This is a genomic window from Comamonas sp. NyZ500, from assembly GCF_016772095.1.
GTDB classification, from domain to species: domain Bacteria; phylum Pseudomonadota; class Gammaproteobacteria; order Burkholderiales; family Burkholderiaceae_C; genus Comamonas; species Comamonas thiooxydans.
The window spans coordinates 440,721-454,867 of the sequence record NZ_JAEIJE010000003.1 but is presented as its reverse complement, the minus strand read 5'-3'; the positions used below and the strand labels follow the sequence as shown (position 1 = coordinate 454,867).

The following is a 14,147-nucleotide window of genomic DNA, read 5'->3' as shown; positions in this document are numbered from 1 at the left end:
AGTCGAAAGATTACGGGGTTTTTTATTGGGTGCTTCGAAACGAGGAGCGCCTGTCGTACGCTGTCAAAGCATTGCAGTTGCAAAAATACCGGAAACCCATAAAAAGAGAGCGCCTAGCGCTCTCTTTTTATTTCTCAATGCCGGCCTGGCGCACTTCAATAAGGCGCCGCCTGACCATGCACAAACACGCGCAGCTCGCCGTTCTGGAAGGGGGTCCACTGCTCGTTCTGTGTCAGAGGGGCGGTGACGATGATGGCCACCTTGTCCTGGGGGGTGGTTTCGCGGGAGAAATCCACGCTGAGGTCTTCGTCGGACAGCTGCGCCTGGGTGAAGGGATGGCGGCGCTCGACATAGCAGAGGTGGGTCGTGGCATGGGCCCAGAGCGCTTCGCCGTTGGAGAGCAGGAAGTTGAACGTGCCGTGCGGTGCGATCTTGGCGGCCAGCTCGCGCAGGGTGTGGGTCAGCTCTTCGATGCTGGGCACGCCGGCATGGGACTTCCACAGCTCCTGCATGATCCAGCAGAAGGCCTGCTCGCTGTCCGTGTTGCCAATGGGCTGGAAGTGGGCGTGCAGCTTGGGGGCGAAGTTCTTGAGATCGCCGTTGTGCGCGAAGACCCAGTTGCGTCCCCAGAGCTCGCGCACAAAGGGATGGCAGTTCTGCAGGCTGACCACGCCCTGAGTGGCCTTGCGGATATGGGCGATGACGTTGGTGCTCTTGATCGGGTATTCGCGGATGAGCTTGGCGATCTGGGAGTCGATGGCGCGTTCGTGATCGACGAAGTGGCGCAGGCCCTTGTCTTCGAAGAAGGCGATGCCCCAGCCGTCTGTGTGGTCGCCGGTGTTGCCTGCGCGCTGCGTGAAGCCTGAGAAGCTAAAGCGCACATCGGTAGGCGTGTTGCAGTTCATTCCAAGCAGCTGGCACATGGCTTCGTCATATCTTTCAAGCAAAAAAGCTTTATAGCCCAAGAATCTATGGATGATCTCGTCAATGATGGTGCTGTATGGCAGAGATCGTCAACCGCTGCCCAGCCGGCATGAAAAAAGCAGCCGAAGCTGCTTTGCGCAAGAGGGCGGCGATGGCCTATTCGCGGTCCAGCCAGAGTTTGCCGCCGGTGGCCCAGTCGTGACGCTTGATGTCGGTGATGATGATGTCCACCGATTCGGGCGAGCCGCCCAGCACTTCAACGCTGACGCGGGTGATTTCTTCGACCAGCTTGCGCTTTTGTTCGACGGTACGGCCTTCCATCATTTCGACATGGTAGGTGGGCATGTGCAGGTTTCCTTGCTGGCTTGGGGTTGGGAAAAGAGGCCCATCATAAGGCCGGGCTGGCCAAGATCCGTCCCGGGACGGTTCCGGCCGCGCATTCAGGCGGTCAGCTTTGCTCCGACCAGAGCTTGCCGCCGGTGGCCCAGTTGTGGCGCGGCACGTCGGTGATGATGATGTCCACGGACTCGGGGGCGCTGCCCAGCACCTCGGTGGTCACGCGGGTGATTTCTTCGGCCAGCTTGCGCTTTTGTTCAACGCTGCGGCCTTCAAACAGTTCAATGCGATAGGTGGGCATCAAGGTCTCCTTGCTGATGTGGAATGCCCGAGCTGCAAGGCGGTGAGCGCAGGATCAGGCAGGGGTGGAATCGTCGGCGACCGGCCGTGCACAGGCGGGGCAGATGCAGGCCTTGCCGCGTGCGTCTGCGGGCAGTCGCTCCAGCGCGTCCCGGGAAACCGGGGTCTGCATGCACCAGCAGCTGTTCGGCGGCAGGCCGGCGCTGATGGCGCACTGGTTGGGCTGGCCGCACAGAGGGCAGCGACTGGCGTCTACGAGGGAATCGGTGGGCATGGCAGCAGTGTAGAAGCCATACCGCACCACTAGGGCCGTGACCAAGAAAAATGCACTCGATGTACTGACATGGAGTGCATTTTGATAGCTGCTTGCGCTATTGAATCAATGGATTTGGGTAGAAATGTCTTTCAAGTCCATTGGTATCAAGCGGGAGCCACTCCTTGTTCAGGAGCGGTCTTGCCCAGCAATCAGGCACCGGCCTTGACCTTCAGGCGCCAGGCGTGCAGCAGAGGCTCGGTGTAGCCGGAAGGCTGTTCCTTGCCCTTGAACACCAGATCCAGAGCAGCTTGGTAAGCCGCGCCATCGGGGTTGGCCACCAGGCTCTTGTAGGCGGCGTCGCCGGCGTTCTGCTCGTCCACGATCTTGGCCATGCGGGCATAGCTGTCGCGCACCATGGCTTCGGTGACGATGCCGTGCTGCAGCCAGTTGGCGATGTGCTGGCTGGAGATGCGCAGCGTGGCGCGGTCTTCCATCAGGCCCACGTTGTGGATGTCGGGCACCTTGGAGCAGCCCACGCCCTGGTCGATCCAGCGCACCACATAGCCCAGGATGCCTTGGACGTTGTTGTCCACTTCCTGCTGCTTTTCCGCATCGCTCCAGTTGGGGTTGGTGGATACGGGCACTTGCAGGATGGCGTTCAGCAGCTCGTCGCACTCGGCGTCGGCGTTGGGGCTTTCCAGACCCTTTTGCACGTCGGCCACATTGATCTGGTGATAGTGCAGGGCGTGCAGCGTGGCGCCGGTGGGCGAGGGCACCCAGGCGGTGTTGGCACCGGCCTTGGGCTGGGCAATCTTCTGCTCCAGCATGGCCTTCATCAGATCGGGCATGGCCCACATGCCCTTGCCGATCTGGGCGCGGCCGCGCAGGCCCATGTTCAGGCCGACCAGCACGTTGTTCTTTTCATAGGCGGGCAGCCAGGCGCAGGTCTTCATGTCGGCCTTGCGGACCATGGGGCCGGCATACATGGCGGTGTGCATTTCATCGCCGGTGCGGTCCAGGAAGCCGGTGTTGATGAAGGCGACGCGTGCCGGGGCGGCTGCAATCGCGGCCTTCAGATTGGTCGAAGTGCGACGCTCTTCGTCCATGATGCCCAGCTTGACGGTGTTCTCGGGCAGGCCCAGAACCTTTTCCACGCGGCCGAACAGCTCGTTGGCGAAAGCGGCTTCGGCGGGGCCGTGCATCTTGGGCTTGACGATGTAGACGCTGCCGGTGCGGCTGTTCCTGATGCCGTTGGCACCGTTGCCCTTGAGGTCATGGATGGCGATGGCGGTGGTCACCAGCGCGTCCATGATGCCTTCGGGGATTTCCTTCTGCTCGGGGCCCCACAGCACGGCGGGGTTGGTCATCAGATGGCCCACGTTGCGCACGAACATCAGCGAGCGGCCGTGCAGCTTCACGGGCTTGCCGTCGGCGCCGGTGTATTCGCGGTCGGGGTTCAGACCACGGGTCACGATCTTGCCGCCCTTTTCAAAGGACTCGGTCAGCGTGCCCTTGAGAATGCCCAGCCAGTTGGCGTAGCCGTTGACCTTGTCTTCGGCATCCACGGCGGCCACGGAGTCTTCCAGATCCAGAATGGTGGACAGGGCGGCCTCGACCACCACATCGGCCACGCCGGCAGCATCGGTGCTGCCGATGGGGGTGGACTTGTTGATGATGATGTCGATGTGGATGCCGTTGTTCTTGAGCAGCACCGACTTGGGAGCCGCAGCATCGCCCTGGTAGCCGATGAACTTGGCTTCGTCCTTCAGGCCGGTCTTGCTGCCGTCCTTCAGGGACACGACCAGCTTGCCGCCTTCGACGGCGTAGCCGGTGGAGTCCTTGTGCGAGCCGGAAGCCAGGGGCACGGCCTGATCGAGGAAGTTGCGTGCGAATGCGATGACCTTGCCGCCGCGCACAGGGTTGTAGCCCTTGCCCTTCTCGGCGCCGCCTTCTTCGCTGATGGCGTCCGTGCCATACAGCGCGTCGTACAGCGAGCCCCAGCGGGCGTTAGCGGCGTTCAGCGCGTAGCGGGCGTTCAGAATGGGCACCACCAGCTGGGGGCCGGCCTGAATGGCCAGTTCGGCGTCGACGTTTTCGGTCGTGGCCTTGGCGTCCTTGGGAGACTCCACCAGATAGCCGATGCTGGTCAGAAACTGGCGGTAGGCCGCCATGTCGGCGATGGGGCCGGGATTGGTCTTGTGCCAGGTATCGAGCTGCGTCTGCAGGCGATCGCGCTCGGCCAGCAGGGCTGCGTTCTTGGGGGCCAGATCGGCCACGATGGCGTCGAAGCCCTTCCAGTAGGTGTCCTGGTCCACGCCCGTGCCAGGCAGCACTTGCGTGTTCACAAAGTTGTACAGCTCGGTGGCGACTTGCAGGCCGTGGACTTGGGTGCGATCAGTCATTGGAAACCTCTGGTTGTGATGTCTCGGGATTCAGGAGTCGTTGCCCATCACGGGCAGCATGTGTGGAGACTGTATTTGAATTTTTTGAGTACATAAATAGCCTAAATAGTTCAGAACTCATGATGTTTTTATATGGAGTCCCCGGGGTTTATGCGTTTTACGTACCAAAGGCGCCAGAGTTCGTCAGTTCTGACCGGTATGCGCGGCGGCTGCGGCGGTGACGGGCTCCGCAATGGATGGCAGAGCCTGAAGGAGGCGGCGCGAGGTTTCTCCCGAAGCAATAGCTTCAATCGCTTGCCAGGCCTGAGCTGGCGGCAGATTGGACGGTGTTTTTACGCGTCTTATCTTTGCTTTTGAAGTAAGTGCGCGCCATCAAATGACAAGGCTTTGTCTGTCATAAGTCGATATCCGCGCTCAGAAATGATTTGTTAATCTTGAAACAAATTGAGCATCTTCCGATATCGGCCAGCCAATCTTTACCAAGGAGCTCCTGATGGCGAATCTGAACGAAAGCCTGCAAGATCTGATGACCCTGGATGGCGCCATGTGCGCGGCAGTGGTGGATTACAACAGCGGCATGCTGCTGGGCAGCATAGGTTCCGGCGTGGACCTGGAGCTGGCTGCCGCCGGCAATACCGAAGTGGTGCGCGCCAAGATGAAGACCATGAAGTCCCTGGGTCTGAACGACAGCATCGAAGACATTCTGATCACCCTGGGCAAGCAGTATCACATCCTGCGCCCTGCCGAGAAGATCAACGGCATCTTCATCTACTACGTGCTGGACAACGGCCGTGCCAACCTGGCACTGGCCAGGCGCAAGGTTTCGGATGTGGAGTCCAAGTTCGTCATGTGATTCAGCCGGACTGAAGACACGCAACGGGCCTGGAGGCCCGTTCTTGTTTTTCGCGCCGGATTGATCAGGCCGCGATCAAGGGGGCGCGGAACTGGTAGCCCACTTTCTGCTGGGACTGCAGCGGCACGGCCACGGGCGTCGCCCTTTCGATGCGGCGGCGCAGGCGGTAGATGGTGGCGTGCAGGTTGTTGTCGGACTCGGCTGCGCTGGTATGGGCCAGCAGGCTGCGGATATGGTCGCGGCTGACGGTTTCGCCCTGGGCCTGCAAAAAGCACTCCATCAGCATCAGGTCGGTGGCGCCCAGCTCCACGCTCTGGCCATCGGGGGCGGTCAGCAGACTGCGGCGACTGTCCAGCTTCCAGGCCGTGGCCGTCCGGGCCGTGGTCATGATGCGCCGGTGCACGGCGCGCACGGCCAGTTCCACCTGCTCGAAGGTCACGGGCTTGGTCAGATACATATCTGCACCGGCGTTGATGACCTCGGCAAATACTTCGGGCCCCAGGCGCCCCGAGACAATCAGCACGCCGGCCTGGCTGCGCTTGCGGATGATGCGCAGCAGCTCGGTGCCAGCCACCCCGGGCAGCATCAGGTCCAGTACATAGAAATCAAAGCGATAGGGTGCGTCGTCGGTCAGCAGGTCGCTGCTGTCGCTGTATGCCGTGACCTCCACGCCCTGGCCGCGCAGATGCTGGGCCAGAAATTCGCAGTACTCGGTGTCGTCGTCGACCAGGGCAAGAGTGGCAGGCAGCATGGGCGGCGGACCTCATTCGGCAAGACCTTGGGGAATGACCAGGCGCATGATCGTGCCATGCGGGCTGTGCGGCAGAGCTTGTACTGTACCTTGGTGCAACTGCAAGACCGAATGCACGATGAACAGGCCCAGGCCGGCCCCGGGGCGGCTGTGGTTGCCGCGCGAGCCTTTTTCGAACAGACGCGGGAGCAGCTCCTCGGAAATGCCGGGGCCCTGGTCCACGACTTCCAGAATCAGCGCCAGCGGCTCGTCGGACTCGGAGATGCGCAGCTGCACCCGGGTATCTGCGGGCGCATAGGCCAGGGCGTTGTTGAGCAGATTGCGAAGCGTCAGCCGCATCAGCGCCGGATGCAGCTGTACGGTGCGTGCCGTGGTCAGCCATTGCACATCGATGCGCGGGCGCAGGTCGGCCGCAATATCGTGCAGCACCAGCTTGATCAAGGTCGGCAGATCGGTTTCGCTGGAGGCTCCGGCCTTGCCGCCAGCGGCCAAAATCGTGCCGGCGGTCAGGGTGTTGTCCAGTGTGCCTATCACCTGCTGCAGCACATGCTCGGCGCGCAGCAAGGCCCTGGCGGCGGGCGCGGCATCGGCCAGATGCAGATCTTCGATGGCCTTGAGCGTGGCCTGCATGGCAGCGGAGGCATTGTTCAGCGGCTGGCGGATTTCATGGGAGAGCAGCTGCAGCATTTCGTTGTGTTCGCTCAGCATGGCCGTGCGCCAGTCCAGCAGGGTACGCAACCTGTCGAGCTCGCCCGCGTCCTGGCGGCTGCTGCGCAGTTGCTCGTGCAAGGCCTGCAACTGCTCGCGCTGGCGTGCAATGACTTCACCACACGCATATTCACGTCCTATGTCGCTGAGCTGCATCAGCACCTCGTGCCGCCCCTGGGCATCGGCTGAGCCGGGCGTGAGCTGTATGCGGCGGTGGTGCTGAGAACCGGAATCACCGGGCCGTATGTCGTCATATTCCTGGTGCAAGCCCTGGGCGGCGGCGGTAAAGCGCGGGCCGTGGACTTGCCAGATCTGGGCTGGCAGCAGACCCTGCAGCGGCTGGCCGATGGGACTTGCGTCCTCTGGCATATCCAGCCATTGGCACCAGGCGGGAGTGGCCATGAGCAGCAGCCCTTCGGCATTCCAGAGCGCACAGCCCTGGCCGGAGCGGCCCAGCAGATCGGCCAGATGGGCGGCAGAAACGGGTGAAAAGCTCATGACGGCGGGCGGCAGCGGATTTGTAAATGTGTTTTGCAAATCATAGGTTTAACGTCTGGCTCTGCCCAAGAGCTCATGGCGCCGGCGAATAAGCGATATTCCTGCCTCAGGGAAAACGGTAAATTTTGATATAAACATATATAAACATCAAAGATTCACTGTCAACTTGTGACTTCTAAGTAAGATATATCGCAATGAAGTCGCATGCGGGACAGGCATGCAGCGCTGATTGATGACTTTTGTAGTGATAGCAGTCAGCGCTCTTGTTTAAAGAACTTTCGATAAAAACATTTGAGAAATCAAGACTGCTTGTGCGGTATGTGCTCTTGTATTAATAGTGCACGCTACCGCAGCAGGAGACAACACGGACCAGACAGGAGCAGCGGTCATGGACAAACTCAAGGCATTTGAGTCTTTTGTATCGGTAGCGACCAGGGGCAGCTTGACGGCTGCCGCCAAGGCCGAAGGTGTGGCGCCCGCCATCATGGGGCGCCGTCTGGACGCTCTGGAAGAGCATCTGGGCGTCAAGCTCATGGTGCGCACCACGCGTCGCATCTCGCTGACCCATGAAGGCAGCGCCTTCCTTGAGGATTGCCAGCGCCTGCTCTCCGATGTGTGCAATGCCGAGGCCAGCGTGTCGGCCGGCGGCGTCAAGGCCACGGGCCATCTGCGCATCACGGCGCCTGCCGGTTTCGGCCGCCGCCATGTGGCGCCGCTGGTGCCGCGCTTCCGCGACCTGCACCCCGATGTCACCATCTCGCTGAACCTCAGCGACCGCGTGGTCGATCTGGCGGGCGAGGGCTTCGATTGCGCGGTGCGCGTGGGGGATCTGCCGGACTCGGCCCTGGTCAGCGTGCGCATTGCCGACAATCGCCGCCTGTGCGTGGCCACGCCCGGCTATCTGGAGCGCCGTGGCACGCCCAAGCACCCCAGCGAACTGACCCAGCATGACTGCCTGACGCTGTCGTCCGACGCCTCGCAGACGCGGGGTTGGGCCTTCCGCATCCCGCATCCCGAAAGCGGCACCAGCGAGGTCGTGCACTTCAAGCCGGGTGGCCCGCTGGACTGCTCCGATGGTCAGGTGCTGCACGACTGGTGCCTGGGGGGCTGGGGCATTGCCTGGCGCAGCACCTGGGAGGTGGAGGCCGAGATCGCCGCCGGCCGCCTCGTGCCCGTGCTGGAAGAGTTTGCTGCGCCGCCCAACGGAATCTTCGTGGTCTTCCCCCAGCGCAAGCACATGCCGCTGCGCGTGCGCATGTGGATCGACTACCTCAAGCATCACTACAACCAGCCGGACTTCTTTCGTCTCGGCGTGGATCTCTGAGCGGGCCTGAAACGGTAGACAATGGACCGGTCGCCGTGGCCTGATAGGGGCCGCTGAACCCGTCCTTTTTTCTACTGTGAAGCCATGACCTTTGAAGCTGTTCTTGCCAGCGCCCATCTGCTGGCGATTCTGACCCTGGTGGTGTTTCTGACCAGCCAGGCCGCCCTGTGCCGTGTGGAATGGATGAATGCCGCCGTGGTGCAGCGTCTGGCCAGGCTGGACATGATTTACGGCATTGCCGCCATCGTCCTGCTGCTGACCGGCATTGCGCGCCTGCTCTGGGGCGTCAAAGGCATGGGAGCCTATACGGCCTCGCCGCTGTTCCATCTCAAGATGACATTGTTCGTCATCGCCTTTTTGCTCTCGCTCAAGCCCACGCTGACCTTCCGCCGCTGGAAGAAGACGCTGGATGCCAGCGGTCAGCTGCCGGCGCCCGAGGAAATCAAGCAGACTCGTAAATGGGTGATGTGGCAGGGCCATGTGGTGCCGGTGATCGCCGTGGTTGCCATCTTCTGGGCGCGCGGTATGTAGGCCTGTGCCAAGCTGTGCGAAAGGTAAAGGCCGCCGCAAAGCGGCCTTTCTCACGTCTGCAGCATTCAGAAGCTGCCGCGCAGCTTGAGCATCACATTGCGCGGATCGCCATAGTGGCTGTCGTTGACCAGGTTGCCAATCAAGGAGCAGCAGCGCTTGTCGAAGGTATGGCCGGCGAAACATGCGGATACCGCCCTGCAGCCTGTGAACCGGCCCTGGAACAAGGGTGTGGCGCCAGCGATTCGGCAGGACTTGAATCCGGCACGTAAAATCCCGCGATGCTCTCCGTCAAACAGGAATTGCTCGCAGCCCTGGCTGCTGAGCTCGAAACACTCTCGCCCGGCGCCGGCGCACGCGCTGCGTTTGAAAACCCCAAAGTGGCAGCCCATGGCGATTTCGCCTGCACGGCGGCCATGCAGCTGGCCAAGCCTCTAAAGGCCAACCCGCGCGCCCTGGGCGAGCAGCTCAAGACCGCGCTGGAGGCTACAGCCGCCTTCCAGCAGTGGGTGGATGCGATTGAAATCGCGGGTCCGGGCTTTCTCAACATTCGCCTCAAGCCTGCTGCCAAGCAGGAGGTGGTGCGCGAAGTGCTGGCGCAAGCCCAGAAGTTCGGCTACCAGGCCGATCGCGGTGAAAACATCCTCGTCGAGTTCGTCTCCGCCAACCCCACCGGCCCTCTGCATGTGGGCCATGGCCGCCAGGCTGCGATCGGCGACGCCATCAGCAACCTCTATTCCACCCAGGGCTGGAAGGTTCACCGCGAGTTCTATTACAACGACGCGGGCGTGCAGATCGACACCCTGACCAAGAGCACCCAGCTGCGCGCCAAAGGCTTCAAGCCTGGTGACGAATGCTGGCCCACCGACAGCGAAAACCCGCTGGCCAAGAATTTCTACAACGGCGACTACATTGCCGACATCGCCAAGGCTTTCCTGGCCAAGGAAACCATCAAGGCCGATGACCGCGAGTTCACCGCCAACGGCGATGTCGAGGATTACGACAACATCCGCCAGTTCGCCGTGGCCTATCTGCGCAACGAGCAGGACAAGGACCTGCAGGCCTTCAACCTCAAGTTCGACGAGTACTACCTCGAGTCCAGCCTCTATGAAAACGGTCATGTCGAGGCGACGGTCAACCGCCTGATCGCCAACGGCAAGACTTATGAGCAGGACGGCGCGCTGTGGCTCAGGTCCACCGACTACGGCGACGACAAAGACCGCGTGATGCGCAAGACTGACGGCGGCTACACCTACTTTGTGCCCGATGTGGCCTATCACATCCAGAAGTTCAAGCGCGGCTTCACCAAGGTGGTGAACATTCAGGGTACGGACCACCACGGCACCATTGCCCGCGTGCGTGCCGGCCTGCAGGCTGCCGATGTGGGCATCCCCGAGGGCTACCCCGACTACGTGCTGCACACCATGGTGCGCGTGGTGCGCAACGGCGAAGAGGTCAAGATCAGCAAGCGCGCCGGCTCCTACGTCACGCTGCGCGATCTGATCGAGTGGACCAGCAAGGATGCCGTGCGCTTCTTCCTGCTCTCGCGCAAGCCCGACACCGAGTACACCTTCGACGTGGATCTGGCCGTGGCCCAGAACAACGACAACCCCGTGTACTACGTGCAGTATGCCCATGCGCGCATCCAGTCCGTGCTGCGCGCCTGGCAGGAGGCCGGCGGTGCAGGTCTGGCGGCACTCAAGGATGTGGACCTGTCCGCTCTGGAAGGCCCGCAGGCCCAGGCGCTGATGCTGCTGCTGGCCAAGTACCCCGAGATGCTGACTGCTGCTGCCGAAGGCAACGCACCGCACGACGTGACCTTCTATCTGCGCGATCTGGCCTCCAGCTATCACAGCTACTACGACGCAGAGCGCATTCTGGTGGACGACGAAAAGGTCAAGCTCGCACGTCTGGCCCTGGTCGCTGCCACGGCCCAGGTGTTGCACAATGGTCTGGCGGTGCTGGGTGTGAGCGCACCCGAGCGCATGTAATCCCAGTTTCCTGTCCATCGATCACCTTGCCGGCCTTGCCTGTCAGGGGGCGATGGATCTGAGAATGGAATAACTGAAGCAGAAAGCGTTAAGCGACTGATATGAAGAACCAGCAACGCGGTGGAACCATCCTGGGGCTTATCTTTGGCATGGTCATCGGTCTGGCTGCGGCCCTGGCCGTGGCCATCTATGTGACCAAGGTGCCGGTGCCCTTCCTCAACAAGGGTGGAAACAACACTCAGCGCGATGCGGCCGAGGCCGAGCGCAACAAGAACTGGGACCCCAACGCACCGCTGCAGAGCCGCCAGCCTGCACCGCCCCCGGTGACACCACCAGTTCCCCCGAGCGACGTGACGGTGTCGCCGCCCACACCTGCGGTACAACCTACTGCAACCGGCGGAGTCACCACGCCGCCGCCACCCTCTACGCCGGAGAAGCCTGCCAAGCCTGCATCGGGTGATCCGCTGGGTGACCTGGTCAAGGAGCGCTCCGCCGCCGCCGACAAGGCAGACAAGGCGCGTGCAGACAAGGAAAAGGCGGCCGCGCAAACGGCATCCTCTTCGGACTCTGCGTTCAACTACTTTGTGCAGGCCGGTGCTTTCCGCGGCCAGAGCGAAGCGGAAGCGCAGCGTGCCAAGCTGGCCATGCTGGGCTGGGAGTCGCGCATCAGCGAGCGTGAGCAGAATGGCATCACCGTTTTCCGCGTGCGCGTGGGGCCGTTCAGCAAGCGTGACGATGCCGAGCAGCTCAAGGGCAAGCTCGACGGTGCGGGCGTGGACTCGACTCTGGTGCGCGCGGCCAGATAACAAGACCCCTGAGGCGCTGCGCGCCGGGGGACTGCAGCGTAGCTGCGGGGCGGCCCTTGCTTGAGGCCTCTGGCTTGTGCCATTGGTAGTTTTGACAAAGCTGAACTTTTTTGGGCCTGTTGGCTCTGATACTGCAGACCTGATACAGGAGTTTGTTTAGATGAAACGTCGCGAATTCTCTCTGGCTGCCTCGGCAGCTGCTGCCGGTGCCCTGAGTCTGGGTGCCTCCTCCAGCTGGGCCCAGGGCGCTGCGCCCAAGGAAGGCAAGGACTACATCAAGCTCGGCAAGCCCGCCAGCGTGAGCGCGCCGGCCGGCAAGGTCGAGGTGGTCGAGTTCTTCTGGTACAGCTGCCCTCATTGCAATGCCTTCGAGCCCCAGTTCGAAGCCTGGGCAAAGAGCCAGCCTGCCGATGTGGTAGTGCGCCGCGTGCCCGTGGCCTTCAATGCCTCTTTCGTGCCTCAGCAAAAGCTGTACTACGCTCTGGAGGGCATGAACCTGCTGCCCCAGCTGCACGCCAAGGTGTTCCGCACCATCCACGTGGATCGCAATCTGCTCAAGACCGACGACGCCATCTTTGACTGGGTCGGAAAGCAGGGCGTGGATCTGGCCAAGTTCAAGGAAGTCTACAACTCCTTCACCGTGGCCAACCAGGCGCGCAAGGCCGCTCAGCTGCAAAACGAATATGACGTGGAAGGCGTGCCCGCCATGGGTGTGGCCGGCCGCTACTACACGGACGGCACCAAGGCCGGCAATATGGACAATGTGCTGCGCGTGGTCAATGCGCTGGTCGCCTCCAGCCGCAAGGCCTGAGATCAGGCAGCAGACGTCAGTGACGTTTGACGCCCAGCAAGCCCGCCGTCGTGCGGGCTTTTTTGTGGGTGTTTTTTACGCAAGTTGCAAAAAGGGAATGACTACAATGGATGCAAGAAACGTGCCTTCCATGAAAAAAACACTCCTACCTCTTGCGCTGGCCTGCGCCCTGGCAGCAGCGACCGGCATTGTCCATGCCGAAAAAGCCGACAGCGCCAAGCCCATGAATATCGAGGCGGATGCGTTGCGTCATGACGAGCTGCAGCAGACCAGTGTCTTTACTGGCAATGTGGTGATGACCAAGGGCTCCATCGTGCTGCGCGGTGCTCAGCTCGATGTGCGGCAGGACGCCGAGGGCTATCAGTACGGTGTGATCAAGGCCGAGGCCGGCAAGCGAGCGTTCTTCCGTCAGAAGCGCGATACCGTGGCCGGTCAGCCCGAGGAGTTCATCGAGGGCGAAGGCGAAGTCATCGAGTACGACGGCAAGGCCGATATCGTCAAGTTCATCCGTCGTGGCGAGATGCGCCGCTACCGTGGCGGTCAGCTCAGCGATCAGGTCACGGGCTCCATCATCGTCTACAACAACATCACCGACGTCTATACCGTCGATGGCCAGAAGACCAGCGGCGGCCTGCCGAGCTCCTCCGTGGGACAGGGTGGCCGTGTGCGCGCCATCATGGCGCCCAAGGACGGCACCCCGGGGGCACAGCCCAAGCCTGCAACACCTGCCACGCAGCTGCGCCAGAGCATGACGCTGGGCGGTGAGAAAGCCGACGAGAAGAAATGAGCGAGCCGACTTTCTCCAGCAGCCGCAGCGGCGAGTCCGACAGCCGCCTGGAGGCCAAGCATCTGGCCAAGTCCTACGGCAGCCGCAAGGTGGTCAAGGATGTGTCCCTGTCCGTGCAAAAAGGCGAGGTGGTCGGTTTGCTCGGCCCCAACGGTGCGGGCAAGACCACATCGTTCTACATGATCGTGGGCCTGGTGCGCAGCGACGGCGGCGAGATTTTCATCGACGGCCAGCCGGTGGGCGGCATGCCGATTCACCAGCGTTCGCGCCTGGGCCTGTCCTATCTGCCCCAGGAAGCCTCCATCTTTCGCAAGCTCAGCGTGGAAGACAATGTGCGCGCCGTGCTGGAGCTGCAAAAGGACGAGCAGGGCAAGACGCTGACGCGCGACGAGATCGAAAAGCGCCTCACGGGCTTGCTGCAGGAGCTGCGCGTAGAGCATCTGCGCCAGTCACCGGCGCTGGCGCTGTCCGGCGGTGAGCGCCGTCGCGTGGAAATTGCCCGCGCCCTGGCCACGCAACCGCGCTTCATTCTGCTTGACGAGCCGTTTGCCGGCATCGACCCGATCGCGGTGATCGAGATCCAGCGCATCATCGGCTTCCTCAAGGAGCGCGGCATCGGCGTGCTGATCACCGACCACAACGTGCGCGAGACGCTGGGCATCTGCGACCACGCCTTCATCATCAGCGACGGCCATGTGCTGGCCGAAGGCACGCCCGAGGAGATCGTGGAGAACGCCGATGTGCGCCGCGTCTATCTGGGCGAACATTTCAGAATGTGATGACCCCCACGCTCCCTCACTTTGTGTGGTCGCTGTCCCCGGAAGGGGCCCTGACCGGCTGCGCCGGGGTTTGCCCTGGGGCGGCCCGGCGGC

15 protein-coding genes are annotated in these 14,147 nt (G+C 62.1%); 8 read left to right on the top strand and 7 right to left on the bottom strand.

Features of this window, described 5'->3' with window-relative positions:
- Window positions 1–155 precede the first annotated feature (155 nt).
- From JAO85_RS07855 to JAO85_RS07835, 5 genes are all read right to left on the bottom strand, one after another.
- Window positions 156–923, bottom strand: coding sequence for a class II glutamine amidotransferase (locus JAO85_RS07855; RefSeq protein ID WP_003068169.1), 768 nt, complete (start codon window positions 921–923; stop codon window positions 156–158).
- A gap of 157 nt (window positions 924–1,080) precedes the next feature.
- Window positions 1,081–1,269 (bottom strand): 4-oxalocrotonate tautomerase, encoded by a 189-nt coding sequence (locus tag JAO85_RS07850; RefSeq protein ID WP_003060524.1) that lies wholly within the window; start codon window positions 1,267–1,269, stop codon window positions 1,081–1,083.
- Window positions 1,270–1,372: 103 nt separating this feature from the next.
- Window positions 1,373–1,561, bottom strand: coding sequence for a 4-oxalocrotonate tautomerase (locus JAO85_RS07845; RefSeq protein WP_003060526.1), 189 nt, complete (start codon window positions 1,559–1,561; stop codon window positions 1,373–1,375).
- Window positions 1,562–1,615: 54 nt separating this feature from the next.
- Window positions 1,616–1,834 carry a cysteine-rich CWC family protein gene (locus tag JAO85_RS07840; protein ID WP_202787837.1) on the bottom strand — a complete coding sequence of 73 codons (219 nt, stop codon included), beginning with the start codon at window positions 1,832–1,834 and terminating at the stop codon, window positions 1,616–1,618.
- Window positions 1,835–2,025: 191 nt separating this feature from the next.
- Complete coding sequence (locus tag JAO85_RS07835; protein ID WP_202787836.1) at window positions 2,026–4,218, bottom strand: malate synthase G; 2,193 nt, start codon at window positions 4,216–4,218, stop codon at window positions 2,026–2,028.
- Window positions 4,219–4,711: 493 nt separating this feature from the next.
- On the opposite strand from JAO85_RS07835, the gene JAO85_RS07830 reads away from it, so the two are divergent.
- A complete protein-coding gene (locus tag JAO85_RS07830) occupies window positions 4,712–5,071 on the top strand; it encodes a hypothetical protein (protein ID WP_003068180.1) in 360 nt (119 codons plus the stop codon).
- Window positions 5,072–5,135: 64 nt separating this feature from the next.
- Here the strand turns inward: JAO85_RS07830 and JAO85_RS07825 are convergent, their stop codons facing one another.
- Together JAO85_RS07825 and JAO85_RS07820 are read right to left on the bottom strand one after the other, a co-directional pair.
- The gene (locus JAO85_RS07825; RefSeq protein ID WP_039050226.1) at window positions 5,136–5,822 is read right to left on the bottom strand and encodes a response regulator transcription factor; all 687 of its coding nucleotides are present in this window, start codon (window positions 5,820–5,822) and stop codon (window positions 5,136–5,138) included.
- Window positions 5,823–5,834: 12 nt separating this feature from the next.
- The gene (locus JAO85_RS07820) at window positions 5,835–7,028 is read right to left on the bottom strand and encodes a sensor histidine kinase KdpD (protein WP_202787835.1); all 1,194 of its coding nucleotides are present in this window, start codon (window positions 7,026–7,028) and stop codon (window positions 5,835–5,837) included.
- 388 nt (window positions 7,029–7,416) lie between these two features.
- Here JAO85_RS07820 and JAO85_RS07815 point away from each other — a divergent pair, with 388 nt between their 5' ends.
- The 7 genes from JAO85_RS07815 (at window position 7,417) to lptB (ending at window position 14,054) form a co-directional block, all read left to right on the top strand.
- On the top strand, window positions 7,417–8,352 hold the full coding sequence (locus JAO85_RS07815) for a LysR family transcriptional regulator (protein ID WP_003060536.1): 936 nt from the start codon (window positions 7,417–7,419) through the stop codon (window positions 8,350–8,352).
- 84 nt (window positions 8,353–8,436) lie between these two features.
- Entirely contained in the window at window positions 8,437–8,883 is a 447-nt protein-coding gene (locus JAO85_RS07810; protein ID WP_087079791.1) for a DUF2214 family protein, read from the top strand.
- 278 nt (window positions 8,884–9,161) lie between these two features.
- A complete protein-coding gene (gene argS / locus JAO85_RS07805; protein WP_003068188.1) occupies window positions 9,162–10,871 on the top strand; it encodes an arginine--tRNA ligase in 1,710 nt (569 codons plus the stop codon).
- Window positions 10,872–10,972: 101 nt separating this feature from the next.
- Window positions 10,973–11,677: an SPOR domain-containing protein gene (locus JAO85_RS07800; protein WP_012840181.1), complete on the top strand. Its 705-nt coding sequence runs from the start codon at window positions 10,973–10,975 to the stop codon at window positions 11,675–11,677.
- 160 nt (window positions 11,678–11,837) lie between these two features.
- Window positions 11,838–12,488: a thiol:disulfide interchange protein DsbA/DsbL gene (locus tag JAO85_RS07795; protein ID WP_003068192.1), complete on the top strand. Its 651-nt coding sequence runs from the start codon at window positions 11,838–11,840 to the stop codon at window positions 12,486–12,488.
- A gap of 130 nt (window positions 12,489–12,618) precedes the next feature.
- Entirely contained in the window at window positions 12,619–13,275 is a 657-nt protein-coding gene (lptA, locus tag JAO85_RS07790) for a lipopolysaccharide transport periplasmic protein LptA (protein WP_003068194.1), read from the top strand.
- Window positions 13,272–14,054, top strand: a complete 783-nt coding sequence (lptB, locus tag JAO85_RS07785; RefSeq protein ID WP_012840179.1) for an LPS export ABC transporter ATP-binding protein — start codon at window positions 13,272–13,274, stop codon at window positions 14,052–14,054. The genes lptA and lptB overlap by 4 nt, the downstream gene beginning before the upstream one ends.
- The last annotated feature ends 93 nt before the right edge of the window (window positions 14,055–14,147 follow it).